This window comes from Aeromonas lacus, assembly GCF_000764665.1.
Classification (GTDB): domain Bacteria; phylum Pseudomonadota; class Gammaproteobacteria; order Enterobacterales; family Aeromonadaceae; genus Aeromonas; species Aeromonas lacus.
Genome location: NZ_JRGM01000130.1, coordinates 142,915 through 166,249 on the forward strand (window position 1 = coordinate 142,915; position 23,335 = coordinate 166,249).

Annotated in this window: 21 protein-coding genes and 1 pseudogene; 12 read left to right on the forward strand and 10 right to left on the reverse strand. The window is 57.5% G+C overall.

What is annotated here, in order from left to right:
* Position 1 precedes the first annotated feature (1 nt).
* The 3 genes from LG31_RS0109440 to LG31_RS0109450 all read left to right on the forward strand — a co-directional run bounded on the left by LG31_RS0109440 (position 2) and on the right by LG31_RS0109450 (position 3,115).
* On the forward strand, positions 2 to 577 hold the full coding sequence (locus LG31_RS0109440) for a peptidylprolyl isomerase (RefSeq protein WP_033114219.1): 576 nt from the start codon (positions 2 to 4) through the stop codon (positions 575 to 577).
* Positions 578 to 741: 164 nt separating this feature from the next.
* Positions 742 to 2,115, forward strand: coding sequence for an AmpG family muropeptide MFS transporter (locus LG31_RS0109445; RefSeq protein ID WP_033114220.1), 1,374 nt, complete (start codon positions 742 to 744; stop codon positions 2,113 to 2,115).
* A 157-nt stretch (positions 2,116 to 2,272) separates the two neighbouring features.
* Entirely contained in the window at positions 2,273 to 3,115 is an 843-nt protein-coding gene (locus tag LG31_RS0109450) for a nucleoside-specific channel-forming Tsx family protein (protein WP_033114221.1), read from the forward strand.
* Between the two features lie 100 nt (positions 3,116 to 3,215).
* Here LG31_RS0109450 and LG31_RS0109455 read toward each other — a convergent pair whose 3' ends face one another.
* The gene (locus LG31_RS0109455) at positions 3,216 to 3,698 is read right to left on the reverse strand and encodes a YajQ family cyclic di-GMP-binding protein (RefSeq protein WP_033114222.1); all 483 of its coding nucleotides are present in this window, start codon (positions 3,696 to 3,698) and stop codon (positions 3,216 to 3,218) included.
* Between the two features lie 199 nt (positions 3,699 to 3,897).
* On the opposite strand from LG31_RS0109455, the gene LG31_RS0109460 reads away from it, so the two are divergent.
* Both LG31_RS0109460 and LG31_RS0109465 read left to right on the forward strand, forming a co-directional pair.
* Positions 3,898 to 4,839, forward strand: a complete 942-nt coding sequence (locus LG31_RS0109460; protein WP_033114223.1) for a ketopantoate reductase family protein — start codon at positions 3,898 to 3,900, stop codon at positions 4,837 to 4,839.
* 31 nt (positions 4,840 to 4,870) lie between these two features.
* Complete coding sequence (locus tag LG31_RS0109465) at positions 4,871 to 5,431, forward strand: DJ-1 family glyoxalase III (protein WP_033114224.1); 561 nt, start codon at positions 4,871 to 4,873, stop codon at positions 5,429 to 5,431.
* A 111-nt stretch (positions 5,432 to 5,542) separates the two neighbouring features.
* Here LG31_RS0109465 and LG31_RS0109470 read toward each other — a convergent pair whose 3' ends face one another.
* Positions 5,543 to 5,749, reverse strand: coding sequence for a hypothetical protein (locus LG31_RS0109470; protein ID WP_033114225.1), 207 nt, complete (start codon positions 5,747 to 5,749; stop codon positions 5,543 to 5,545).
* A gap of 132 nt (positions 5,750 to 5,881) precedes the next feature.
* On the opposite strand from LG31_RS0109470, the gene dinB reads away from it, so the two are divergent.
* The 6 genes from dinB to rlmM all read left to right on the forward strand — a co-directional run bounded on the left by dinB (position 5,882) and on the right by rlmM (position 12,486).
* Complete coding sequence (gene dinB / locus LG31_RS0109475) at positions 5,882 to 6,937, forward strand: DNA polymerase IV (protein ID WP_084059585.1); 1,056 nt, start codon at positions 5,882 to 5,884, stop codon at positions 6,935 to 6,937.
* A gap of 67 nt (positions 6,938 to 7,004) precedes the next feature.
* Positions 7,005 to 9,146, forward strand: coding sequence for a methyl-accepting chemotaxis protein (locus LG31_RS0109480; RefSeq protein WP_033114227.1), 2,142 nt, complete (start codon positions 7,005 to 7,007; stop codon positions 9,144 to 9,146).
* A 283-nt stretch (positions 9,147 to 9,429) separates the two neighbouring features.
* Positions 9,430 to 10,350 carry a transcriptional regulator GcvA gene (locus tag LG31_RS0109485; protein WP_005338622.1) on the forward strand — a complete coding sequence of 307 codons (921 nt, stop codon included), beginning with the start codon at positions 9,430 to 9,432 and terminating at the stop codon, positions 10,348 to 10,350.
* Entirely contained in the window at positions 10,343 to 10,981 is a 639-nt protein-coding gene (locus LG31_RS0109490) for an alpha/beta fold hydrolase (protein WP_033114228.1), read from the forward strand. Before LG31_RS0109485 ends, LG31_RS0109490 begins: the two co-directional genes overlap by 8 nt.
* Positions 10,982 to 11,012: 31 nt before the next feature.
* Complete coding sequence (locus tag LG31_RS0109495) at positions 11,013 to 11,399, forward strand: DUF423 domain-containing protein (RefSeq protein ID WP_033114229.1); 387 nt, start codon at positions 11,013 to 11,015, stop codon at positions 11,397 to 11,399.
* Positions 11,392 to 12,486, forward strand: a complete 1,095-nt coding sequence (rlmM, locus tag LG31_RS0109500; protein WP_033114230.1) for a 23S rRNA (cytidine(2498)-2'-O)-methyltransferase RlmM — start codon at positions 11,392 to 11,394, stop codon at positions 12,484 to 12,486. The genes LG31_RS0109495 and rlmM overlap by 8 nt, the downstream gene beginning before the upstream one ends.
* 73 nt (positions 12,487 to 12,559) lie before the next feature.
* Here the strand turns inward: rlmM and LG31_RS0109505 are convergent, their stop codons facing one another.
* The 7 genes from LG31_RS0109505 to queF all read right to left on the reverse strand — a co-directional run bounded on the left by LG31_RS0109505 (position 12,560) and on the right by queF (position 21,698).
* Entirely contained in the window at positions 12,560 to 13,015 is a 456-nt protein-coding gene (locus tag LG31_RS0109505) for a hypothetical protein (protein WP_238567512.1), read from the reverse strand.
* A gap of 116 nt (positions 13,016 to 13,131) precedes the next feature.
* The gene (locus tag LG31_RS0109510; protein ID WP_033114232.1) at positions 13,132 to 14,139 is read right to left on the reverse strand and encodes an isocitrate dehydrogenase; all 1,008 of its coding nucleotides are present in this window, start codon (positions 14,137 to 14,139) and stop codon (positions 13,132 to 13,134) included.
* Positions 14,140 to 14,297: 158 nt separating this feature from the next.
* On the reverse strand, positions 14,298 to 15,098 hold the full coding sequence (xni, locus tag LG31_RS0109515) for a flap endonuclease Xni (RefSeq protein ID WP_033114233.1): 801 nt from the start codon (positions 15,096 to 15,098) through the stop codon (positions 14,298 to 14,300).
* Positions 15,099 to 15,229: 131 nt separating this feature from the next.
* Positions 15,230 to 16,585 carry a nucleotide 5'-monophosphate nucleosidase PpnN gene (gene ppnN / locus LG31_RS0109520; RefSeq protein ID WP_033114234.1) on the reverse strand — a complete coding sequence of 452 codons (1,356 nt, stop codon included), beginning with the start codon at positions 16,583 to 16,585 and terminating at the stop codon, positions 15,230 to 15,232.
* Positions 16,586 to 16,735: 150 nt separating this feature from the next.
* On the reverse strand, positions 16,736 to 18,352 hold the full coding sequence (locus LG31_RS0109525; RefSeq protein WP_033114235.1) for a GGDEF domain-containing protein: 1,617 nt from the start codon (positions 18,350 to 18,352) through the stop codon (positions 16,736 to 16,738).
* An 88-nt stretch (positions 18,353 to 18,440) separates the two neighbouring features.
* Positions 18,441 to 20,714: a tetratricopeptide repeat protein gene (locus LG31_RS0109530; RefSeq protein WP_033114236.1), complete on the reverse strand. Its 2,274-nt coding sequence runs from the start codon at positions 20,712 to 20,714 to the stop codon at positions 18,441 to 18,443.
* 135 nt (positions 20,715 to 20,849) lie between these two features.
* Positions 20,850 to 21,698, reverse strand: a complete 849-nt coding sequence (gene queF, locus LG31_RS0109535; protein ID WP_033114241.1) for an NADPH-dependent 7-cyano-7-deazaguanine reductase QueF — start codon at positions 21,696 to 21,698, stop codon at positions 20,850 to 20,852.
* A 183-nt stretch (positions 21,699 to 21,881) separates the two neighbouring features.
* Between queF and syd the strand changes: the two genes are divergently transcribed.
* Positions 21,882 to 22,430, forward strand: a complete 549-nt coding sequence (gene syd / locus LG31_RS0109540; protein ID WP_033114237.1) for a SecY-interacting protein — start codon at positions 21,882 to 21,884, stop codon at positions 22,428 to 22,430.
* A gap of 128 nt (positions 22,431 to 22,558) precedes the next feature.
* Here the strand turns inward: syd and LG31_RS0109545 are convergent.
* Positions 22,559 to 22,882: pseudogene (locus tag LG31_RS0109545) on the reverse strand (DUF2310 family Zn-ribbon-containing protein); the annotation flags it as partial.
* Positions 22,883 to 23,335 lie beyond the last annotated feature (453 nt).

The window sequence follows — 23,335 nt, forward strand, 5'->3', positions numbered from 1 at the left end:
GATGAAAAAACTCTGGTTGCTGGCCATGTTGATCGCCCCGCTGGCATTCGCTGGCCCGAAAGTGAAGTTGGAGACCAACCACGGCAATATCGTGGTGGAGCTGGCATCCAAACAGGCACCGCAGACGGTGAAGAACTTCCTGCGCTACGTGGCTGATGGCAGCTACGATGGCAGCATCTTCCACCGGGTGATCCAGGACTTCGTGGTGCAGGGCGGCGGTTACAACCAGCAGTTCCAGCAGTTGCCGACCTATGAACCAGTAGTCAATGAATCCCGTGGTGGCCTGCCCAACAAGCGCGGCACCATCGCCATGGCCCGTACTCAGGCGGTCGATAGCGCCACTCGCCAGTTCTATTTCAATCTGGTCGACAACAACAACCTCAACGCCGATGGTGGTGCCGGTTACACGGTATTTGGTCAGGTGGTGCAGGGGATGGAAGTGCTCGACAAGCTGGCGCAGGTACAGACTGGCTACAGCCCCATTCTGCGTGCCAACGACGTGCCGACCAGCCCCATCATCCTGAAGAAGGTGGTGTTGCTGGCTGAACCCCCGGTAGAGAAGAAAGCCAAGAAATAGGTGCCAGTTTTCCCTGCCGCGCCGTCTTTGGCTGGTTTGGTAATTGTTTTAAAGGCTCACCCCGTTCGGGGTTAGCCTTTTGTTCATCTCTCTCCCTGCCTTGGCTATCGCGCCTCAACCTGCCAAAATGGCGCACTTTTCCCAGATTCGTCAGGTAGTTCAACATGATCCGCAAGCCGAGCTGGCGAGAATCCCTCGCCGTTTATCTCGAACCCAGAGTGCTGATCCTTTTTGCCATGGGCTTCTCATCGGGTCTGCCCCTGTTGCTGGTCTTTGGCACCCTCTCTTACTGGCTGCGGGAAGCGGATGTCAGCCTGACCGATATCGGTTACATGAGCTGGGTGGCGCTGGCCTACGGCTTCAAATGGCTGTGGTCGCCACTGGTGGATCGCATGCCGTTGCCACTGCTCTCTACCCTGCTGGGGCGTCGCCGCAGCTGGATGCTCTTCTCCCAACTGCTGATCTCCGGTGCGCTGGTCGGTATGGCGTTTTGCGATCCCAAGAGCGGTTTAACCCAGCTGGCATTGTTCGCCCTGCTGGTGGCGTTTGCCTCGGCGACGCAGGATATCGTGATCGACGCCTATCGCATCGAGTCGGCACCGGAGCGGCTGCAGGCTGCGATGGCGGCCTCCTACATGACTGGCTACCGGTTGGCGATGATCATCGCCGGTGCCGGCGCACTGGCGCTGGCGGCCTGGTTTGGCAGCAACAGCGGGTATGACTATCACGGCTGGCAGGTGACCTATCTGCTGATGGCCGCGCTGATGTCCCTTGGGGTGATTACAACCCTCTTGTGTCATGAACCGGAAATCGATCTGGCGGGACAGAGCCAGCAGCAGGGGGAACGCAAGGCTCTGTTGCTGGCTCGTGGCTGGCCTGCCCCGCTGGCCAGTGCCGGAGCCTGGGGTTATGAGGCGGTCTGGAGCCCCTTTGCCGACTTCTTCCGTCGTTACGGTCACTCGGCAATGCTGATCCTGGCGCTTATCGCCTGTTATCGGGTTGCCGATGTGGTGATGGGGGTGATGTCCAACAGCTTCTATGTGGATATGCAGTTCAGCAAGACCGAGGTGGCCACCATCACCAAGGTATTCGGGGTGATCATGACGCTGGTGGGGGCCGCCGTGGGGGGCGTGCTGGTGATGCGGTTTGGCACATTGCGCATTTTGTTTCTTGGCGCGCTGCTCACTGCCAGTACCAACCTGCTGTTCGCTCTGCTCCATCAGGTGGGCCACAATCTGGAGCTGCTGACGCTGATCATTTCCCTCGACAACCTCAGCGCCGGTATCGCGACCGCTGCGTTTGTCACCTATCTCTCGAGCCTTACCAATGTCGCCTTTTCGGCGACCCAGTACGCCCTGTTCAGCTCCGTGATGTTGCTGTTGCCCAAACTGCTGGCCGGTTTTTCCGGACAAATCGTGGAGCAGATTGGCTACAGTGCCTTCTTTGTTGGAACCAGTTTATTGGGCTTGCCTGTGTTGTTGTTGATTGTGCTAGTAGCCAGAAAGGGGAGTGAGTTGCTCTCAGCGGCTGACAAATAGCAAGCGTTTGCGTAGAATCGGGGGTGATTAGATTCACACTTCCGGATAAAGTTCCCGAGAAGTTGTTTCTCCCCCTATTTTATTTGATTAGAATTCCTCTCGCTCCTTGTGGGCAGGCTACGGAAAACCTCAACTAACGCACAAGAGACCAATAAAAATGGCCAAATTTACCAAGACTCTGATCGCTGCCGGCCTGATGGCTGCTGCTGCCACTCCGGCCTTCGCTGCTGACTACAGCGGTGACATCCACAAGAACGACTTCAAGTGGATGCAGTTCAACGTAATGCACACCATCGACCAGCGTCCTATGAGCGCGAAAGATGGTTATAACGACACCTATCTGGAAATGGAATTTGGCGGTCGCTCTGGTCTGTTTGACCTGTATGGTTATGTAGACGTATTTGATATTTTCCAAAGCAGCCACAGTGACAAACACAATGGCAGCAACATCTTCATGAAGTTTGCACCGCGTCTCTCTCTGGATGCTCTGACCGGTAAAGATCTCTCCTTTGGCCCCGTGCAGGAACTCTATATTGCCACTTTGAACAACGTTGAAACCGGACACGGTACCGATGGCAATATGATGGAAAACATGATCGGTCTGGGTGCTGATGTGCAAGTGCCTTGGTTCGGCAAAGTAGGTATGAACCTGTATGCTCGTCATGCAACTGAAAGTGGCTTCGCAGAGGAAGAGGGCGACTGGAACGGTTATCAGTTCTCAATGAACTGGTTCAAGCCTTTCTACACCTTCTCCAACGGTAGCTTCGTATCCTATCAGGGCTATCTGGATTATCTGTTTGATAAAGATACTCATGGTAATGACAACCAGAGCTCCAATGGTCTTGGGACTTTCCATGGTATCTACTGGCACTCCGATCGTTACGCTGTCGGTTACGGCCTGAAGTACTTCAACGAAATTTATGGTATCAACAATGGTGCGTTTGGTGGTCTGAGCACTACCGGTTTCGGTCACTACTTCTCTGTTACCTACAAGTTCTAATCAAACTTCAGGTGCAAAAAAACCGGAGCCTTGGCTCCGGTTTTTTATTTTCGCGCTTATGCGTGACACGCTCGATTGAGGCGCCACGCAACAGAATGATTTAGTCGCGGAAATTCTGGAACTGCATCGGCTGGCCCAGCTCGGCGCCACGCACCATCGCCATCACCTCTTGCAGGTCGTCACGCTTTTTGCCGGTGACGCGCACTTCATCACCCTGGATGGCTGCCTGCACCTTGATCTTGGAATCTTTGATCAGTTTGACCAGCTTCTTGGCCACTTCTTTGTCGATCCCCTGCTTGAACTTGACGGTCAGATGGAAGCGCTTGCCGGAGTGAACGGAATCGCCCACGTCCATCGAGCTGTTTTCGATATTGCGCTTGAGCAGGGCGCCACGCAGGATTTCAACCATCTGCTTGAGCTGGAAATCGGCATCCGCCTCCAGCTTGACCTCTTCCTTGTTCAACTCGAAGCTGGCTTCTACCCCACGAAAATCGAAACGGGTGGCCAGTTCACGATTGGCGTTGTCGACGGCGTTCAACACCTCGTTCATTTTGACTTCAGAGACAATATCGAATGACGGCATAGCCGGGCTCCTCATGTTGCGTTATCGGGGGCCAAATCTACCAGAAATAAGGCAAATTTGCTGATTTTGATGGGGCTGCTCTGCTAGAATCCTGTGCGCACAGGATGGGTGGACCCGATAGTGTCCGCCAGCGACAGCTTCACTTATCCCCGGTAACAGGTTGAGAGGATTGCAACCCTTACCCTGACAGAGTCACACCATGCCAAGCGGATTAAAGAATTCCCGACAGCCTGCCACCACTCAATGGTCCATATTGGGTTGCGGTGCTCTCGGCGGCGTTTTTGCCTCCCTGTTGACCCAAAGCGGTCAGTCAACCCGAGTGTTGTTGCGCGAGCATCATCAATCCACCCTGCATCCGGGGTTTGATTTCACCTCGCTGGAAGGGCACGTTCAGCTGCTCAATATCGAGCGTGGTTTCGCCAGCAAACCGGGCAAGATCAAGCGCCTGCTGGTGATGACCAAAGCCAGTCAGGTGGTGGCCGCACTGGTGCCGCTGGTTGGCAAGCTGGATGCCGGAGTGCCCATCATACTGCTGCACAACGGCATGGGGATTGCCGAGCAGGTTGTTGCCATGTTCCCCCACAATCCGGTTATTGCCGGGGTGACCAGCCATGGTGCCATGCAGCTGGGCCATTTCGTGTTTCGCCACACCGGCAAGGGCGAAACCTGGCTCGGGCCGGTCAATGAAGCCGCCAGGGCACATGCCGCTCTGGCTGACGAACTGGCACTGGCGCTCGGTCAGGCCGGTTGGGATGAGCAGATTTTGCAGCGTCAGTGGCAAAAGCTGGCTATCAACTGCGCCATCAACCCGCTGACTGCGTTGCACAAGCTGAAAAATGGCGAGCTGGCAGGCCCCCGTTTTGCCGATGCACTGCAGCAGGTCTGCGTCGAGGTGGCCGATGTGATGAGCGCACAAGGCATTGTCACGACCGCTGAAGAGCTGCTGCGCCGGGTGATGACAGTGGTCGAGCTGACCGCCGACAACTACTCCTCCATGTGTCAGGACATGGAGCTGGGTCGAGAGACCGAGATTGAAGCGATCACCGGATTCCTCCTGGCCAAAGCGGCCGAGCATGGCATCGCGGTACCGGTCAATCAGGGGCTCTATCAGGCGGTCAAAGAGAAGAGTCAGACAGCCTGAGTCTGACGAGGTCAACAGCAAGGAGGCAAAGATGAGCGTACTGGTCTTGGTAGCGCCCGGGTCTGAAGAGATCGAGACGGTGGCGATTGTCGATACCTTGGTGCGTGCCCAGCTGGAGGTGGTGTTGGCCTCCTGTTGCCCGCTTGGCAAGCGCCAGATCAAGGCATCGCGCGGGGTTAAGCTGGTGGCCGACTGCCATATCGATGAGCTGGCACCTCGTGATTTCGAGGCTATCGTGGTGCCAGGTGGTCTGCCTGGCAGCGAAGTGATCCGCGATAACCCGCTTGCCATCGAGCTGCTCAGTGCGCAGGCAAGCGCTGGTCGCTGGCGAGCTGCCATCTGCGCAGCTCCTGCCGTTGTGCTGCACCACCACGGCTTGCTGGATAAGGCTTGCGTGACTTGTCACCCCGCTTTTCAGGCTCAGTTGCCGGCAACGCAGCTCTCCACCGCTCGGGTCGTAAGGGATGAGATGCATCGCCTGATCACCAGCCAGGGGCCGGGCAGCGCCATCGAGTTTGCCCTCGAACTGGTGCGGGTGCTGCGTAGTGATGAGCTGGCTGCGGCGGTTGCAGCGCCTATGGTGTTGCCTTAGCGAAGGGTTATCTGCTTCATGAGCCTTTATCTGGGCTTTCATCTTGCCTAAAAACGGGCCCCTGCCATATCGGCAGGGGCCCGTTTTTCTATGCCCGGACGATAACCCGGGTCAGTAGTCGTACTCTTTGCACTGTTTCTCGTTGAACTCGGTGCGCCAGCGGGAGAGCTCTTCCTGCGTACCCAGCTTGTCCCCCTTCTTGATGGCTTGTTCCAGTGCTGCGATGCGATCGTAGAGCCAACGGCACTCGGCGGTCGGATTGTTTTTGCCGATCCCGGCGAGCGGCAGCAGACAGAGTCCCAACCAGAGGTATTTCATTGCCAACACTCCTTGTTGCAGTGATTGATGAGGTCTCTTTGGAGTCTAACAGGAACGCAGCCATTGATTGAGATAGAGCTCCTCCTAGGCTTGCAGTAATATGATGCGATGTCTGTTTATTTATACAGTGGTATGCGCAAAATCATCCATATCGACATGGACTGTTTTTTTGCTGCGGTGGAGATGCGGGATAACCCCGCATTGCGGGAAGTACCGCTGGCGATAGGGGGGGCATCCGAGCGGCGTGGCGTCATTTCGACCTGCAATTATGTTGCCCGCCGCTTTGGTGTGCGCTCGGCCATGCCCACTGCGCTGGCGAAAAAGCTCTGTCCGCCGCTGGTGCTGTTGCCGGGAAGGATGGCGCTCTACAAGGATATTTCCCGCCAGCTAAGAGCCATTTTTCATCGCTATACCGATCAGGTGGAGCCCTTGTCGCTGGATGAAGCTTATCTCGATGTCACTCACTGTGGCTGTTGTGGTGGCAGTGCAACCCTGATGGCCCGGGAGATCCGTCATGCCATCGTCACCGAACTGGGACTGACCGCTTCGGCTGGCGTAGCGCCAAACAAGTTTCTGGCCAAGCTCGCCTCGGAACAGCGCAAACCGGATGGTCTGTTCATTATCCGCCCTGACGAGGTGGAGGCGTTTACCTGCCTGCTTCCTCTTGGCAAGTTGCCCGGCGTTGGGCGCAAGACGGCAGAACGGCTGGAGGCGCAAGGTCTGTTCACTTGTGAGGATGCCCGCGCCCTGGCGCCTGAGGAGTTGCAAAGCCGGTTTGGCAAGCTGGGCGAGATGCTGACGAGCCGCATCTGGGGTCTGGATGAAGAGCCGGTGCAGGCACAGCGGATCCGCAAGACGGTGGGCGTGGAAACCACACTGGCAAGCGATCTCTGTGATGAATTGGCCTGCATGGAGGTGCTAAATCGACTGTTGCCCGAGCTGGAGCGCCGCTTCCAGCAGGTCTGCCCGGCAGAACAGCTCATGGGGCAGGGGATCAAGCTCAAATTTGCCGATTTTCACCAGACAACAGTTTATCGCAGTCAGGGAGGATATCAGGCCGAGTTGTTTATACCCTTATTAAAAGAGGGGTTGCTGCGTTCGCAAGGGCGATCGGTGCGTCTACTGGGGTTGGTGGTAGGTTTGCCGAAAGAGGGAGAAGTTAACCAACTATCGCTGGATTTGCTCTGAGATAGTTAAGTTTTTGTTTATAAAGTCGATAAACTATCCATATCGCTATGACGTTAGGAATATTGGCATGAGTGCTCTTTCTGTCCAGGGTCGGATCACCCTGATTGCCGGTTGTTGTTTGTTGGTTACCGCTGCCGCTCTGGTTGCTTCATCTCTTTACAATGCCAACAAGATGCAGGAGCAAGTGCGACAAGCAACAATGCACGAGGCACAGCAATCGGCAGAAAACTGGATGAAAGCGATGGGTGCGGAGCAGGCTGCCAAGGTGACCAGTTATCTGGACGAGGCCTATTTCCGGGCGACTCTGCTCGCTGAAAATGTGCTGTTCCAGCGCAAGAATGCGGCAGACAACTTTGTCCATTCCGAGGCGCTACGTGGCGCCATCAACCAGCAGCTGCACGATGCCGCGGCCTCATCCACCAATTTGCTCGGTGTCTATGCAGTGTTTGAACCCGATCAGCTGGACGGGGAGGACAGCAACTATCAGGGCTCCAGCGATATTGGCTCCAATGATAAAGGGCGTTTCTCCACCTATTGGGCCTATGACAACGGCAAGCTGGTGCCTGAAGTGCAAAACGAGGATGTGCTGGCTGACGAAACACCGACCGCATCTGGCGGCGTTGAAAACGAGTGGTATCGTTGCAGCATCCGTACCAAGGCGCTCTGCCTGCTTGAACCATATCTGGATGATGTCGGCGATAAAAAGGTTCTGATCACGTCGGTGAGCACCCCTCTGCTGGATAACGGCAACTTGCTGGGGATGGTTGGCGTCGATATCTCTTTGACTGCGTTGCAAAATCTGGTTTCTGCGATGGACAAGGAGCTCTATGACGGCAAAGGCAGGATTTTGCTGGTCAGCCATGAAGGGCGTGTGGCAGGGGCTGATCAATTCGATGTCACTCTGGGGCGAGCGCTGGATCAGAAGTATCAGGGGTTGGCTGCTGACCTGAAAGGGTGGCTCAACCAAGGGCAGGAGCTGAGCCGCTGGAGCAGCGACGGCTCCATACTGCAAACCTTTGTCCCCGTGACCATGCGTGGTACCGATCGCAAGTGGGGCATCTATATCGAATTGCCCCGAGCCGTGGTGCTGGCATCGGCACAGCAGCTGCAAGAGGATCTCGCCAGTGAATCGAGCCGCAGCGTCGCCACCCAGCTTGGGATTGGTGCGCTTATCTCCTTGCTGGCCTTGAGCTTTATCTGGCTGATGGCCCGTCAAATCGTTGCCCCCATCCGTGCCGTGGTTGCCCGACTCAAGGATATTGCCACTGGTGAAGGGGACTTGACCCAACGCATCGAAATCCATCGTCAGGACGAGATCGGCGAGCTGGCCAAGTGGTTCAACAGCTTTCTCAACAAACTGCAATCGACCATCAGTCAGGTCATCGCCACGGTAGAAGGAACCCGTACCAGCGCCGAGCAGGCGGCGCATGTCGCCGAGCGTACCAGCACCGGCATGCAGACCCAGTATCAGGAGGTCGATCTGGTCGCTACGGCCTTTGAAGAGCTCAGCGCAACAGCTCTGCAGGTCTCTGGTAACGCCTCCTCGGCGGTTGCTGCGGCCAATGAAACCGACGCAGCTGCCCAAGAGGGCAAGTATGTTGTGGCCGATACCCAGGAGGCGATGCGCAAGCTGATGGCCATCATCAACAACGCGCTGCCGGTGGTTGAGCGGCTCTCCGCCAACAGTGACAATATCAACGATATTCTCACCGTGATCCAGGGCATTGCGGAGCAGACCAACCTGTTGGCGCTCAATGCGGCCATCGAGGCTGCTCGGGCCGGTGAACAGGGCCGTGGTTTTGCCGTGGTGGCGGACGAGGTGCGCAATCTGGCGGGACGAACCCAGAATGCGATTGTCGAGATCCAGAAATTGATCAGCGAGCTGCAGTCCGGCACCGGGGCCGTGGTCAAGGCGATCCACGATGGTCATGGTCAGGCTGACCAGACCCTTGGCAAGGTCGATCTTTCGGTGCGGGTGTTGGAGCAGATCATCCAGTCTGTCTCCACCATCCACCAGATGAACGAGCAGATTGCCCGGGCGGCGCAGGAGCAGAGCCGGGTAGCTGACGAGATCAATCGCAACGTCAGCAACATTCGCGATGTGAGCCACACCATTCGCGCCGAGGCGGCGACTTCCGCCGAAAACGGTCGTGAGTTGTCGGCACTGGCCGACAAGCAGCAGCAACTGGTGGGTCAGTTCAAGGTGTAGGGGAATGAAAAAAGGCGCCATCCGACAGGAGGCGCCAAACACATTCAGATGACAGACTGGGTCAAATCGATAAGATTTAAACCCCTCTTCCCGCAGAGGAAGAAACACAACACCACAATCACAGTCGAACGACTCACGAAAAACCCATGCAAACCAACATGTAGTAGAAAATGTGAGCCATATGGCGACTGATTGCTGGGCGAATTATGTTTATTCACTGGTCGACCCGCAACCGACAAATTATAATGCGCCCCATTAGAAAAACTCATCGTCGGCTGGTGTCATGTCTCGTCGTTTACCCCCGCTCAATGCCCTCAAGGCGTTCGAAGCTGCGGCTCGTCACTTAAGCTTTACCCGGGCTGCGGAAGAGCTGTTCGTTACCCAGGCTGCCATCAGTCATCAGATCAAGGCGCTGGAGGAGTATCTTGGCATCAAGCTGTTCCGCCGCAAGAACCGCTCTCTGCTGTTGACGGAAGAGGGGCAGGGCTACTTCCTCGATATCAAGGATATCTTCGCCTCCATTTCGGAAGCGACCGACAAGCTGCTGGCGCGCAGCGCCAAAGGGGCGCTGACGGTGAGCCTGCAGCCGAGTTTTGCCATCCAGTGGCTGGTGCCGCGGCTGGTGAAGTTCAGCGAGCGCCATCCCGACATCGATGTGCGGATCAAGGCGGTCGATCTGGATGAAGGCTCCCTGACCGATGATGTTGATGTGGCGATCTACTACGGCCGCGGCAACTGGCCGGGTCTGCGCTCGGACAAGCTTCACACCGAATACCTGATCCCCGTCTGCTCCCCCTTGCTGCTGACTGGCCCGAAGCCACTGCGCACTCCGCAGGATCTGACCTTGCACACTCTGTTGCACGACACTTCCCGCCGCGACTGGAAGGCGTGGTTCCGCCAGCTCGATATCGATGCGCCCAACGTCAATCAGGGCCCCATCTTCAGCCACTCCACCATGGTGATCCAGGCGGCGATCCACGGTCAGGGAGTGGCACTTGGCCACAGCGTGCTGGCTCAGCCCGAGATTGAGGCTGGCCGCCTCATCTGTCCGTTCGAGCAGGTGCTGGTGAGCAAAAATGCCTTCTATCTGGTTTGTCAGGAGCAGCAGTCTGATCAGGGCAAGATCGTAGCCTTTCGCGACTGGATGCTGGAGCTGGTGGAGCAGGAAGAGGCCCGCCGCAGAGCGCGACTCGCCGATGCATGAGGTGATCCGTGAGGGGGCAGTTGATGCCCCCGTTCGCATTTTATTGGCACATGGTGCCGGCGCCGGAATGGAACATACCTTTCTCGCCGAGCTGTCGCGCCTGCTGGCCGGGCCGGATATCGAGGTGGTGCGCTTCAACTTTCCCTATATGAGCAAGCGAGCTCTGGATGGCAAGCGTCGCCCGCCAGACCGACAACCCGTCTTGCTTGCCCACTGGCGCGAGGTGGTGCGGGAATTTGCCCATCCCCGGCTGTTTCTGGCTGGCAAGTCGATGGGAGGGCGGATGGCGGCCGAGATCAGTGACGAGATCTATTGCGAGATGAATGCTGCAGGTTTGCTCATTCTCGGGTATCCTTTCCACCCCCCGGCCAGGCCCGACCGTTGGCGGGGTGAGGTACTCAAGCAGATCAAGACGCCGACCCTGCTGCTGCAAGGGGAGCGCGACACTTTCGGTTCTCGCGTCGAACTGGCCGATTTTCCTTTCTCATCCGCCGTATCGGTCCACTGGCTGACCGATGGTGATCATGGTTTCAAGCCGAGAAAGAGTAGTGGTCTTTGCGAGCAGGATAATCTGCAACAGGCCGCCAGCCGGATACGGCAATTCATTGGTGCCTTGCCGGCGCCGGTTTGACGCGTCGGGGAATTACAGAAGGAGAGTCAGGATGAGTATCCATCGACACTGGCTGGTACTGGCCAGTTTTTTCGGGCTGACGGCAACCATGCTGGGGGCTTACGGCGCCCACGGACTGGCCGCCACCGGCATTGCTCCCGAGCGTCTGGCGGCCTTTAATACCGCCGTGCAGTATCAGTTTTTTCACGCATTGGCCCTGTTGGTACTGGGTTGGTGCGGGGTGCGCAGCAAGGTGATTACCGTTGCCGGCACCGCATTTGTGCTGGGGATCCTGGGATTCTCCGGCAGTATTTACGCCATGGTGCTGCTTGGCAGCAAAGGGCTGGGGCTCATTACCCCGGCCGGTGGCCTCTGTTTTATGTTGGGATGGGCGGCTCTTATTTGGGCTGGCTGTCGTCTTGGAGGAAAAAATGAATAATCTGCTGCTTTATTGCCGCCCCGGTTTTGAGAAAGAGGCGGCTGCAGAGATCACCGAGCGTGCCGGTAACATGCAGTGCTACGGTTTCGCACGGGTCAAGGACGACAGTGGTTATGTGATATTCGAACTGTATGACGAGGAGCAGGCGGATCTGCTGGCTCGCAAGCTGCCATTCCGCGAGCTTATTTTTATCCGTCAGATGCTGGTGGTCACCCACGACCTGAAGGATCTGGATGTTGCGGATCGGATCACCCCCATCATCGACGCTGTTCGCGAATACACCATTTGTGGCGATTTGCGGGTAGAGACCGCTGACACCAACGAAGCGAAAGAGCTGTCGGCCTTCTGCCGCAAGTTCACCGTGCCGCTGCGTCAGGCGCTGCGCAACAACGAGATCCTCACCAAGAAGGAGACTCCGAACCGCCCGGTGTTCCACGCCTTCTTCATGGCCAATGATCACGTGCTGCTGGGTTACTCCTACTCCTTCAACAACTCCGGATTCCACATGGGGATCCCGCGTCTGCGCTTCCCGGCCGATGCGCCGAGCCGCTCCAGCCTCAAGCTGGAAGAGGCGTTTTACGTGTTCGTGCCGCGAGAAGAGTGGGATACGCGTCTCTGCTCCGGCCTGAAGGCGGTGGATCTGGGCGCCTGCCCGGGTGGCTGGACCTATCAGCTGGTGCGCCGTGGCATGATGGTGACGGCGGTCGACAACGGCATGATGGCGCAATCTCTGATGGATACCGGTCAGGTCAAACATGTGCGCGATGACGGCTTTGTCTGGCGTCCGAGCAAGAAGAACACCTACTGGCTGGTATGCGACATGGTCGATAAACCGGCGCGTGTCGTTCACATGATTGCGGACTGGTTCCGGGAGAATGATTGCCAGGAGGCGATGTTCAACCTCAAGCTGCCGATGAAGAAGCGTTATGCCGAATCGGTGCACAATATCGAGGTATTGCGTGAGATGCTCAAGGAGATCGACAACGCGTTCGTGATCCAGGCCAAGCAGCTCTACCACGATCGTGAAGAGATCACCGTGCATGTCTACAACAAGTACTGGGTTTCCAAGCTGCAGCCCAAGGTCTGATAGACAGAGCGCACATCCGAGATAGTAAAAGACCGGCGAGGAAACTCACCGGTCTTTTGCTATCTTTCACTGGCTAGAAGCGATAATCGACGCGCAGGGAGGATTCGTCATTGGTTACTTTCAGTTCGATCTCGAGGGGAATGCTCTTGTCGACCGGATTGAGTTGCAGCTTTACCCCGTTGCCTCTCAGTTTGATCGCCGTATTCATGGTGCCGGTTCTGAACTTGACCTTGGGTTTGTAGCGTTCGAAAGAGAGGCTGACACCCTTTTCCAGAGTGAGATTGAGCTGCGGGTAGGAGGTGATCTGCTGGTTGCCGTAGTTGTCGGTGGTGACTTCGATGCCGAACGAGAGCGGTTTGGGAGCTTTGAGCAGATCGTTGGTATCCAACGTAGAGCGCCACACTTCGCGACTGGTCAGTGCCTGCTGGCGCGGGAGCATGGCCCCCGGATTGGTGCTGTTTTCCAATGCGACAGCCCGGTCAGTCAAAAGCAACAACCCTGTCAAAAATACCATTCCGGTAGTACGCATCGGAGACCCTCCCTGTCGCCTCTTCATTGAACATAGACGGCAATGTCCGGCTGGGTAAGGGGGTTGTGCATATAAAAAAGGGAGCCGAAGCTCCCTTTCAATATCAATGGATTAACTCATAACCGATCGATGATGGCCTGAGTAAATTCGCTGGTAGAGGCACTGCCACCCAGATCCCGGGTAACCCGATCACCTGATTCGATAGTTGCGCGTACCGCCTCGCGGATCCGCTCTGCTTTATCCTGCATGCCGAGGTACTCCAGCATCTGGATGGAGGCGAGGATCACCGAGGTCGGGTTGGCGATATTCTTGCCTGCGATATCCGGCGCCGAGCCGTGCACAGCTTCGAAGATGGCGGCACCATCGCCGATATTGGCACCCGGCGCCATGCCCAGACCGCCAACCAGACCTGCGCACAAATCCGAGAGAATGTCGCCAAACAGGTTGGTGGTGACCATCACATCGAAGCGCTCCGGATACATCACCAGATTCATGCAGGCGGCATCGACGATCATCTCTTCGCTCTGGATGTCCGGGTAGTGGCTGGCGATTTCACGAGCCACTTCGAGGAACAGGCCGGAGGTCGACTTGAGGATGTTGGCCTTGTGGATGATGGTGACCTTCTTGCGTCCTTCCTGTCGGGCCAGCTCGAAGGCGAATTTGACGATGCGCTCGGCTCCTTCGCGGGTGATGATGCTCATCGCCTCGGCGCTCTTGTTGTCATCGCTGCGTTTCTGGCCAGCGCCCGAGTACATCCCTTCGGTATTCTCGCGCACCGTGATGATGTCGATATTTTCGTAACGGCTCTTGGTACCCTTGAAGGAGATGACCGGGCGCACGTTGGCGTAGAGGTTGAATTTCTTGCGCAGGGAGACGTTGATGGAGGTAAAACCGCCGCCAACCGGAGTGGTGAGCGGACCTTTCAGGGTGACCTTGTTCTTCTCGATCAGATCCAGCGTCGCCTGTGGCAGCAGTTCGCCATGTTTTTCAAGGGCAACCAGACCCGCATCTGCATACTCATATTCGAAATCACAGCCTGCGTGGGTCAGGATCTGGATGGCTGATTCGATGATGCTGGGGCCAATGCCGTCGCCCGGGATAACGGTAATTGTTCTTTTGGACATGAGAGGGTTCCACTTCCAGGGTATAGGGGAGGATGGGGCTGCTTTATATCATTTACTTAGCAATCCAACCACATTCCTTTACATTCTACTCATTTTCATCAACTGCGAGGGTGAGTCTCGTCATGGTTCGCGCCCTTGCCTGCATTTTTGTTCGGGCGTTATTCGGGCTGGGGCGGGTAACGGATGTCCCGCAGGTTGAATCCCAGCGGAATATCCTGTTGCAACCGCACCAATCGCTGGGCCAGCAGCGCCTCTTCCCTATGCTGACGCAGCTTGAGCAGTGCTTTTGCTGACTCTTCCTGCTCGCTGACCGCTAGCATGGTGGCCAGATCGCCATATTGCTGCAGCAGTTGGGTAGCTGTCTTGGGGCCAATCCCCGGAACGCCCTTGATGTTGGAGCCCCCGATACCGGTCAGCGCCCAGAAATCGACCAGTTGTGTCGGCGCTACCTCGTACTGCTGCTCGACAAAGGCTGCGTCCAGCCAGCGCTTGTTGAAGTAGTCGCGGATCTGGATCTGCGGGCAGATGAGCTGACAGAACCCCTTGTCGGTGGAGATGATGGTGGCCCTTGCCCCGTGTTGGGCAATGCCGCAGGCAAGGGTGGCGATGAGATCGTCGGCCTCGTCGGTTTCCGAAAGCAGGGCATCGATACCGCACTCCCAGAAGGCATCCTGCAGTGTGCCCAGCCCTTCACGCAGCTCGAGGGGCATGGGCGTTCGCCCCTCCTTGTAGGCCGGGTAGATCTCCTTGCGCCAGCTATGCACTTCCCCGTCGAAAACAGCGATGACATGGGTTGGTTCGCTATTGGCCAGCAACTTGCGGCAGGTATTGACGAGGTTGGCACGGGTGGCAACCAGTGCCTGGGCAGGAGTCAGCGCCTGCTGCGATTGCACCGCATGCAGACGGCGGATGAGGTTGAGGGCATCGATGATAAGCAGGTGTGGCCTTGGATTTGACATGGGGCACTCTTGGCAGTCGGAACGCCCCATTGTAACAAACCAGCGGGCCTGATGGGGGATTGATGGTCGCTGGCAGTTGAGTGGCAAAAGAGAGGGGCGCATTGCGCCCCTCGATTTACCTGTTGTCCCCGTCAGCGGACGATTTCGTAGCAAGGCACATACTGACTGCCCGGCAGCTTCATCCGTTGCTGCTTGACGAAGCTCTCCAGCAGCTTGTCCATCAGGTGCATCAGCTCCTTGTCGCCGTGCAGCTTGAAGGGGCCTTTCTTCTCGATGGCGCGAATGCCGCCCTCTTTCACGTTGCCCGCGACGATGCCGGAGAAGGCTCGACGCAGGTTGGCCGCCAGCAGTTGGGGTGGCTGGTTGCGGTGCAGGTCCAGACTGGCCATGTTGGCGTGATCCGGCTCGAAGGGGAGCTGGAATTCCGGCTCAATCTTGAGCGACCAGTTGAAGGAGTAGGCATCGCCGACCGATTTGCGGTATTCGCGAATTTTCGGCATCGCCTCTTTCATCACCCGCGCCACTTCCGGTGCATCGCCGACGATGATCCGGTAGAGACGGGTGGCCGGTTCGCCGAGGGTCGCCTTGACGAAGTCGTCGATGGCACGGAAGTAGTCCGCACTCTCTTTCGGGCCGGTCAGGATGATGGGCATCGGCTGGCGTTCGTTGGCCGGGTTCATCATGATGCCGAGCAGATAGAGCAGCTCTTCTGCCGTACCTACTCCGCCCGGGAAGATGATGATGCCGTGGCCGAGGCGCACGAAGGCTTCCAGTCGCTTCTCGATATCCGGCAGTATCACCAGCTCGTTGACGATGGGGTTGGGCGGCTCGGCCGCGATGATGGAGGGTTCGGTCAGGCCGATGTAACGGCCGTTGCGTACCCGCTGCTTGGCGTGACCGACTGCAGCGCCCTTCATCGGGCCTTCCATGGCGCCCGGGCCACAGCCGGTACAGATGTTGAGCTCGCGTAGACCCAGCTCGTTGCCGACTGCCCGGGTGTACTGGTATTCGATCTCGTTGATGGAGTGGCCGCCCCAGCAGACGATCAGGTTGGGATCGGCGCCGGGCTGGATCACCTTGGCATTGCGCAGGATGGCAAAGACCACGTTGGAGATGTGGGTTGAATTGGTCAGATTGACCTGACGGTTCGATTCGAGCTGGTTGGAGACATAAAGGATGTCGCGCAGCACCGAGAAGAGGTGCTCCTGAATGCCGCGAATGATCTCGCCATCGACGAAGGCGTGTTCCGGCGCGTTGAACAGCTCGAGTTTGACCCCGCGCTCGCGCCGGATCACGTGAATATCAAACGATTTGAAACGCTCAAGTATCTCTTTGGAGCTATCGGTGTGGCTACCAGAGTTGAGCACCGCCAGCGAACAGTTGCGAAACAGCTGATAGATATCGCTGGAGGCTGTCTGCTTGAGGCGATCGACCTCAAGCTGTGACAGCAAATCCATGCTGCCGACCGGATTTATATGCGTAATCATAGGGTTCCCCTTTACTCATCTTGTTATCGTTGTGCTTTTCCCTGGGGAGAAAAGGGGATGCCTTCTTGCATCCCCTGACTTCGATAGTAGTGGTAACTGAGGGGGGAGGGAAATAGGGGGACGACTGTTCGCTGTTTTTTTGACCGCTCGTCAGGCCAGAGTCACTTGATCCCGACCGGTATGCTTGGAGTGGTAGAGCGCCTTGTCCGCCCGCTCGAACACATCGGACGGGTTGTCCCCCTCTTTGAACAGGGTGGCGCCGATGGAGATGGTGATCTCCACCTTGGCATCCCGAAAGCGGAATGGAATGCTCTTGATGGTCTGGCGCAATGTTTCAAGGGGCTTCTGGAACTTGTCCGGATTGATGTTGGGCAGCAGCACCACAAACTCCTCGCCGCCGAAACGGGCGATGAAGTCGGTGTCACGCAGAGCACTTTGCAGCGCCTTGGCAACCACTTTCAGCGCCTTGTCACCCGCCATGTGACCGTAGTTGTCATTGATGTTCTTGAAGTGATCGATGTCGATAATGGCCATGCAGAGCGGCGTGCGATAGCGAAGCCAGCGTTTGTACTCCTGCTCCAGCCGTTCGTCGAGGGCTGCCCGGTTGTGCACCTGGGTCAGGCTGTCGAGGAACAGCTTGTGCTTCTGGATGGTGAGCCGCTTCTTGTACTCGGCGGTCTCCTCCTTCATCAACCTGAGCTTGGACTCCATGGTGGAGAGGCGGGTGAGCAGATGGCGCTCCCTTGCCGCTGTGTTTTCGCGCTCCTGCAACAGCTGGTTGATGGCCCCCATATGGCCGGAAATTGCCTCTTTGAGTGCATCGAGGGTGTTGTGGCTGGCCAACGTCTGATCGATGGCCTGCAACTCGTTCACCAGCGCCTCGCGGGTCTCTTTGGTTTCGTTGTGCAGGGCGCGCCCTTCATCCAGCGACTCGGTAAAACCGACGTGAACGGCGGAAAGGCTTTCGTTGAGGGTGCTCAGGAAGGCGCGGGAGGCTTTACGCTCTTCACGGGTGCCCTCGATGATGAGTTCGATCACCTGCAGACTGGTTTCGGCCAGCAGGGCCGGGTTGATCCCGATCAGCAGCTGGCGGCGAATGTCACTCAGGCTCTCGCCGATGGAACCGGCAAAATCGAGCTCGGTGATGAGACGCTGCAATTCGTCGGCAAGACGGACATGCTCCTTGAGATCGAAGGCATCGTTTTCTGCCTGCGGCTCGCCGGGGTTCGATTCACTCTCGGCTGTCGATTGCTCCTGATTGACCTGCAGGGGTTGGCTTGGCAGCAGCTGGATCTTGATGGCCTGCTGGTAGAACTCCAGCAGCCGGATCACCTTCTTCTGATGGTCGGCAATGCCGTAACCGGCGGGGCTGGCCAAAAACTCCTTGAGGGATTTGCGGGTCTCTTCCGGGAAGCCTTTGATGGTCTTGAGCTGCCTGGAGCCCAGATCGATGGCGGCCTGAGTCAGGGTCATCGACTCTTCGATGGCATTGCTGTGCTGTTGCAGCAGTTTTTCGATAGCCAGCAGATCGGCGTCAAGGGCGGTGAAAGCGGGATTATTATCCAGTTTCTGCTTGAGTTTGGCGAAGCGGTTGTCCAGCTCTCGGTCGAAGCCACGGCAGGAGAGCATCAGCTTGTTGATAAACTGAATGCCGCGGGCCCGCTCGGCATCGGAGAATGAGAGTACTCCGTCGAGTTCCAGCTGTTTCTGCTGAAGGGATTCCCTTAGCCTTGCCAATTGTCCTGCTACGGCAGCGATGTCATTCATTATCAGGTCGCCCTGTTGTCATTATTGTTTTTCGTGTCAGATAGCAACAGTGACCGAACCCGTTATCGAGCCTCGTCTGTTATCTATTTTACGGTTGTGGGCCGGTGTCTTGCTTCCTTGCAAGCTGGTGCCAATTAACCCATTGCTTTTCATGAGAAGAATTGACTTTTACCAGTCCCTTGTCAATTGCCATCAGGGCGCATTGCCACACATCCCCATTAAAAAATGCTGCCTGTTGGCAATCGATGGCGGCCAGCTCCAGCCAGACGTTTTGCTGGTGTTTTTCACTGAGCTGAATGGCTCCCGACAGGGCGAGATAACAGAGGTCAAACAGGCCATGGTGATCGAGTGCGGTCGCCGCTTTCGGCAGGAAGGGGTGGCTGACGATGCCAAGGCTGACCCGGCGATCGATGGGGTAGTCGCAGGGGAAGGCGGCGATGGCGATCAGCAGATCGCCGGCCAACTGATGCAGATTGGCTACATGCCGCTGCGGTACCACATAGAGCAGGTGTCCTTCGCGCAAATCGTAGATGCGGCCATCCTGCGGGGTCAGAGTCTCGATATAGGCGCCAAAGGCCTGTTCAATCTCGCTGCTGGCCTGATAGCCGTGCTGCTCCCGCACATTTAGCAGGAAGGGGACCCGGAACAGCAGGTAGTGCAGCTTGTCGTCAAATTCGCTGGTGGGCTCTTCGCTCAGATACCAGCGCTCCGATTTGAGTTGGCGTTTGGCCATCTCCCGCGGCCAGCGGTTCATCAGACGTTGCCAGTTGGCAAGTCCAGAGCGGGGCTCTATCAGCAGGGCTTCACCGGTTCGCTTGGCCTGCAGACGGGCGGTGCGCAGCTTGAGCCAGAGGGTAAAGAAGAGATAGATAAAGAGGGCGAGCAGCAGGCTGGTGGTGATGCTCGACCAGAGATAGCGCTCCTGCTGGTGCTGACTCTGGCTTAGCTGCTGCTCCAGCTCCTTGATGTGCTGCACCCGTTCGACGTGGACATAGTTGTCACGGATGGCGGCCTGCTCCTGGGCGATCTCCTGCTGGCGTACCTCCTCACCCAGTCGGTGGAAGCGCTTGTAACTGTCCAGCGCCTGGCGCAGGAATCCTTTCTGTTCGTAGGCCAGCGAGAGCAGGCGGAACACTTCGTACTGGCGGCGGGTATCGCCGATCTGGTCGGCCAGTGCCCGGGCATTCTCCAGCTGCAGGATGGCGATGGCGGCCTCCTGCTTTTTCAGATAGAGCTCGCCGAGCAGCAGCAGGGTATCGATGAGCGGCTCTTTGGCATCGTTCAGCTCATGGGACTGGCGCGCCGCATTGAGGTAGTTGCTGGCCAGCGAGAGGTTGCCGCTTTGCAGGTAGGTCTTGCCAATCTCGTACTTGAGCAGGGAGGACTGTGGCCGGTTGCTCCCTTCATCGATGAGGTCGAGGGCATTGAAGAAGTAGACCAGCGCCAGATTGAGATCACCCTGATCCCGGTTGAGGCGCGCCAGCACGATGAGCGAGTCGCACAGCAGGGAGGGGTTACCGATGGAGTGGAAGTAGTTGGCCGCTTCATTGGCATACTGGAGCGCTTTCTGGGGCTCCTGCTCCTGCTGGTAGAGCTTGACGATCTGGTTGGAGAGCAGGCCGAGGAAGAGCGGATCGTTGAGATTTCTCGCCTGCTGCTGGGCATCGATATATTCGCCAAGGGCCAGTTGGGGTTGCTGCAGGGCTCGATAGAGATCGCCGCTGATGGCGCTGACCCAGGCGCTGGCCAGCGGATAGCCCGCTTTCGCTGCCCAGTTGCGCGCCTCGGCCAGATGGACTTTGGCATCCTCGAGCTGCTGATTGTCGATGTCATAGCTGGTGTGCAGCAGCCGGCTGTAGATCTGCAGCTGGCTCTGCTTGAGGTTGGGGGCTGTCAGCTGCTCCTCAAGCTCGCTGAGCAAAGGGCGACTGCTGCTCTGGCTGTCAGGCTTGAGCAGCTGGCTGCGGATCTTGAGATAGAGGCCGTGCACCTTGAGCTCTGGCAGATTCTCCTTGTCAGCCAGCTCCATCGCCTTGTCGAGCGCCTGCTGGGTGGCCTGATACTGGCCCAGCTGCAACAGGCACTCCCCCTTGAGCAGATAGGCGCCGACGGACTGGGCGATGGTGCTGTAGTTCAGGATCGGCTCGCGATAGCCGAACTCCTGCCGGTTGCTGATGATCTGCTGGGGATTGTTGGCTGCGCGCGTCAGGAAGGCAGAGGTGATCTGGACGCATCTGGCGGGATCGGTCTGAACCAGCGACTGAGCCTGCTGGAGGTCGACAGAGAGCTGCTCCTTGTCCAGATCCAGATTCGGAGCGGACAGGGAGGACATCATCATGGCCAGAAAAAACAGTTGATTCATTGGATTAAGGACGGCACAGGGGTGAGGGCATGTTATCCAACGCCCCCCTGTGCGTCCAGAGTTTACTCATGCTTCCCCTGCAGATAAGAAGAGGGCGTCCAACCGACGCCCTCTCATTTCTATTGTCTGCCCGTTTTACTGACGGATCAGCCGCAGATTGGCGGGAACCGCCTCGAAATCGGAGCGGAACGGGTTGATGTCGAGGCCGCCGCGACGGGTATAGCGGGCATAGACGGTGAGCTGCTCCGGCTGGCAGTAGTGCTTGAGGTCGATGAAGATGCGCTCGATGCACTGCTCGTGGAACTCGTTGTGCTGACGGAACGAGATGAGGTAGCGCAGCAGCTTCTCCCGATCCAGTTTCGGCCCCTTGTAGCGGATCACCACAGAGCCCCAGTCCGGCTGGCTGGTGACCAGACAGTTGGATTTGAGCAGGTGGCTGTGCAGGGTCTCCTCGACCAGCTCGCTGCAGGCAGCGCCTTGCAGCAGGTCGGCATCAAACTCGTAGTTATCGACCTCGATATCCAGCTCGTCGATGCACTCGCCGGGCAGGGTGGCGATCTGGTGCGGGGCGCGATCGAGCGGGAACAGGGTCACCTTGACCGGCTCACCGGCGCAGGCGCCGAGATCTTGCTCCAGCATGGCCGCCACCGCATCGATGGAGTCGCAGCGGGTCTGGTTGAAGGAGTTGAGGTAGAGCTTGAACGATTTGGACTCGATAAGATTCGGGCTGGTGGCCGGAATGGTCACTTCGCCAACGGCCACCATCGGCTTGCCCTTGCTGTTGAGCCAGGAGAGCTCATAGAGCGTCCAGACATCGCAACCGGTAAAGGGGAGGTCATTACCGAGTTTGAGGTCATCCCGGTTCAGGCTGCGGGGAACCGGCTGCAGCAGGGAGGGGGTGTACTGGCTGATGTAGTCGGCTTGCTGGCCCAGGCTCAAGCCCTTGAGGGCGCTGGCGCCGGCGTATCTATCTTGTTTGCTCACAGGTTTGCTCACCTAATGTGTTCATCATGATTGGGAGGAAGCGGGCCATTGCGTGGCCAGAGCGTGCTCGCAGCCTTGCCCGCGGGGGATAATCCCGAGATGCAACGGGGCGCTGGCAACCTTGTCTGTCACCCGGTTTGATGGTGCAATAGCGGACTTTGCCAGCAATTGTGGGGATTTTCGATGTCGGATCAAGTTTTGTCTGCCCTGAAGCACTTTTTTACCCGCTGGCAGCGTGACGGCGAGGCCAGACGAGGCTTGCCCCTGTGCCAGTGGGAGTCGGAGTGGCGCTCTCCCTGCCAGCTTGGCGAGCCGGTCGACGGTCAGATCAGCTGGCGTCCCCATCTGCGCAGCGAGCCCGGCGATTTCACCGCCATGAACGAGGCGCTGGAGCTGCAGCTTCATCCTGCGGCGACCACCCTGTTTGGCCACTGGTTCAGCCGCCCTGTCCCCTGCCTCTTCAAGGGGCTGCGTCTTGAGCTGATCCTGCCGTGGAACGAGGCGGATCTCGACCTGCTCAAGGAGAACCTCATCGGCCATCTGCTGATGCTGCGCAAGCTCAAGCGCACCCCCTCCATCTTCCTTGCGACCACCCGCAACGAGATGACCCTGATCTCCCTTGATAACGAGAGTGGTCAGGTGTGGCTGGAGTGGCTTGACTCCGGCCGTAGGCTGCCGCTGGCACCCTCGTTGCCGGCGTTTCTGGAGCGGCTGGAGACCCTGCCGCAATAGTGCTGTTCGAGCCACCACCGCTTGGCGGAACAGATCTCGAAACGAAATGCCGAAATGAATATCGAAACAAAAAGAGCCTTGCCACGCGGCAAGGCTCTTTTTTATGGCGTCACGGGCTGGGTGTGCGCTTAATCCTTGAAATCCCAGGAGAGGTTGGAGACCAGCCGGCAGCTGTCGCACTTGAAGTCGAAGATCTCGTGCAGCGGCGCTGCCAGCGCCCACTCGCCACCACAGCTCGGGCAGGGGCGCGCCTTCTCCTCGGCCGCGCTCACGCCCCCCACCCGGTAGAGGTAGTAGTAGGTGGGGATGCCGGTCAGCACCTCCAGCCGTTTGGCGAGATCGCTGCCGCGCCGGTAGAGACGGCTACCCACTTCCCCAATCTCGTGCAGCGCCGCATGTTCGGCGATGGAGCCGTTCATCTGCAGCTGATCGCACGCCTCCCAATCCTCCTGCAGAATCACCCTTACTCATATAAACTCTCAAATATCTCAATTCCTGCGCTGGTATTGGCCTCTGGCTAACTTTTACGTGGAAAACTAGTGGCATCTATGACCTCTCGAAAATCATCTGAAAGATATGGAAATCGCGCCTTATGATTTACTTTTCGAGAGGCCTATGCATCTATTACTCTATCCTGCTGGTAAGCCAGCACCTGCGCTTATGCTAAAGAGCAATTAGTTAGCCTGGTGAAGGTGCAGCCGAGGATGTACAGATCTAATTATCACCTGACACCGACCTCAAACCGGTGTCTTGTTGCTTAGATTACTTTCCTGCGCAATGCCATTGGTATCAAGAGCAGAGCCTATTCAACGTGCTGTAGGGGCCTGCCTCTCCATCACCCTTCCCTGATTGCCAGCCAGCTCCAGCGCTCCCAGTAGAGGCCACGAGTTGGCTTGGTGAGGGAG

Bases quoted from the DNA above. Each gene is read 5' to 3' on its own strand.
- LG31_RS0109440 (WP_033114219.1), top strand. From the start codon at position 2: ATGAAAAAACTCTGGTTGCTGGCCATGTTGATCGCCCCGCTGGCATTC.
- LG31_RS0109445 (WP_033114220.1), top strand. From the start codon at position 742: ATGATCCGCAAGCCGAGCTGGCGAGAATCCCTCGCCGTTTATCTCGAA.
- LG31_RS0109450 (WP_033114221.1), top strand. From the start codon at position 2,273: ATGGCCAAATTTACCAAGACTCTGATCGCTGCCGGCCTGATGGCTGCT.
- LG31_RS0109455 (WP_033114222.1), bottom strand. From the start codon at position 3,698: ATGCCGTCATTCGATATTGTCTCTGAAGTCAAAATGAACGAGGTGTTG.
- LG31_RS0109460 (WP_033114223.1), top strand. From the start codon at position 3,898: ATGCCAAGCGGATTAAAGAATTCCCGACAGCCTGCCACCACTCAATGG.
- LG31_RS0109465 (WP_033114224.1), top strand. From the start codon at position 4,871: ATGAGCGTACTGGTCTTGGTAGCGCCCGGGTCTGAAGAGATCGAGACG.
- LG31_RS0109470 (WP_033114225.1), bottom strand. From the start codon at position 5,749: ATGAAATACCTCTGGTTGGGACTCTGTCTGCTGCCGCTCGCCGGGATC.
- dinB (WP_084059585.1), top strand. From the start codon at position 5,882: ATGCGCAAAATCATCCATATCGACATGGACTGTTTTTTTGCTGCGGTG.
- LG31_RS0109480 (WP_033114227.1), top strand. From the start codon at position 7,005: ATGAGTGCTCTTTCTGTCCAGGGTCGGATCACCCTGATTGCCGGTTGT.
- LG31_RS0109485 (WP_005338622.1), top strand. From the start codon at position 9,430: ATGTCTCGTCGTTTACCCCCGCTCAATGCCCTCAAGGCGTTCGAAGCT.
- LG31_RS0109490 (WP_033114228.1), top strand. From the start codon at position 10,343: ATGCATGAGGTGATCCGTGAGGGGGCAGTTGATGCCCCCGTTCGCATT.
- LG31_RS0109495 (WP_033114229.1), top strand. From the start codon at position 11,013: ATGAGTATCCATCGACACTGGCTGGTACTGGCCAGTTTTTTCGGGCTG.
- rlmM (WP_033114230.1), top strand. From the start codon at position 11,392: ATGAATAATCTGCTGCTTTATTGCCGCCCCGGTTTTGAGAAAGAGGCG.
- LG31_RS0109505 (WP_238567512.1), bottom strand. From the start codon at position 13,015: ATGCGTACTACCGGAATGGTATTTTTGACAGGGTTGTTGCTTTTGACT.
- LG31_RS0109510 (WP_033114232.1), bottom strand. From the start codon at position 14,139: ATGTCCAAAAGAACAATTACCGTTATCCCGGGCGACGGCATTGGCCCC.
- xni (WP_033114233.1), bottom strand. From the start codon at position 15,098: ATGTCAAATCCAAGGCCACACCTGCTTATCATCGATGCCCTCAACCTC.
- ppnN (WP_033114234.1), bottom strand. From the start codon at position 16,585: ATGATTACGCATATAAATCCGGTCGGCAGCATGGATTTGCTGTCACAG.
- LG31_RS0109525 (WP_033114235.1), bottom strand. From the start codon at position 18,352: ATGAATGACATCGCTGCCGTAGCAGGACAATTGGCAAGGCTAAGGGAA.
- LG31_RS0109530 (WP_033114236.1), bottom strand. From the start codon at position 20,714: ATGAATCAACTGTTTTTTCTGGCCATGATGATGTCCTCCCTGTCCGCT.
- syd (WP_033114237.1), top strand. From the start codon at position 21,882: ATGTCGGATCAAGTTTTGTCTGCCCTGAAGCACTTTTTTACCCGCTGG.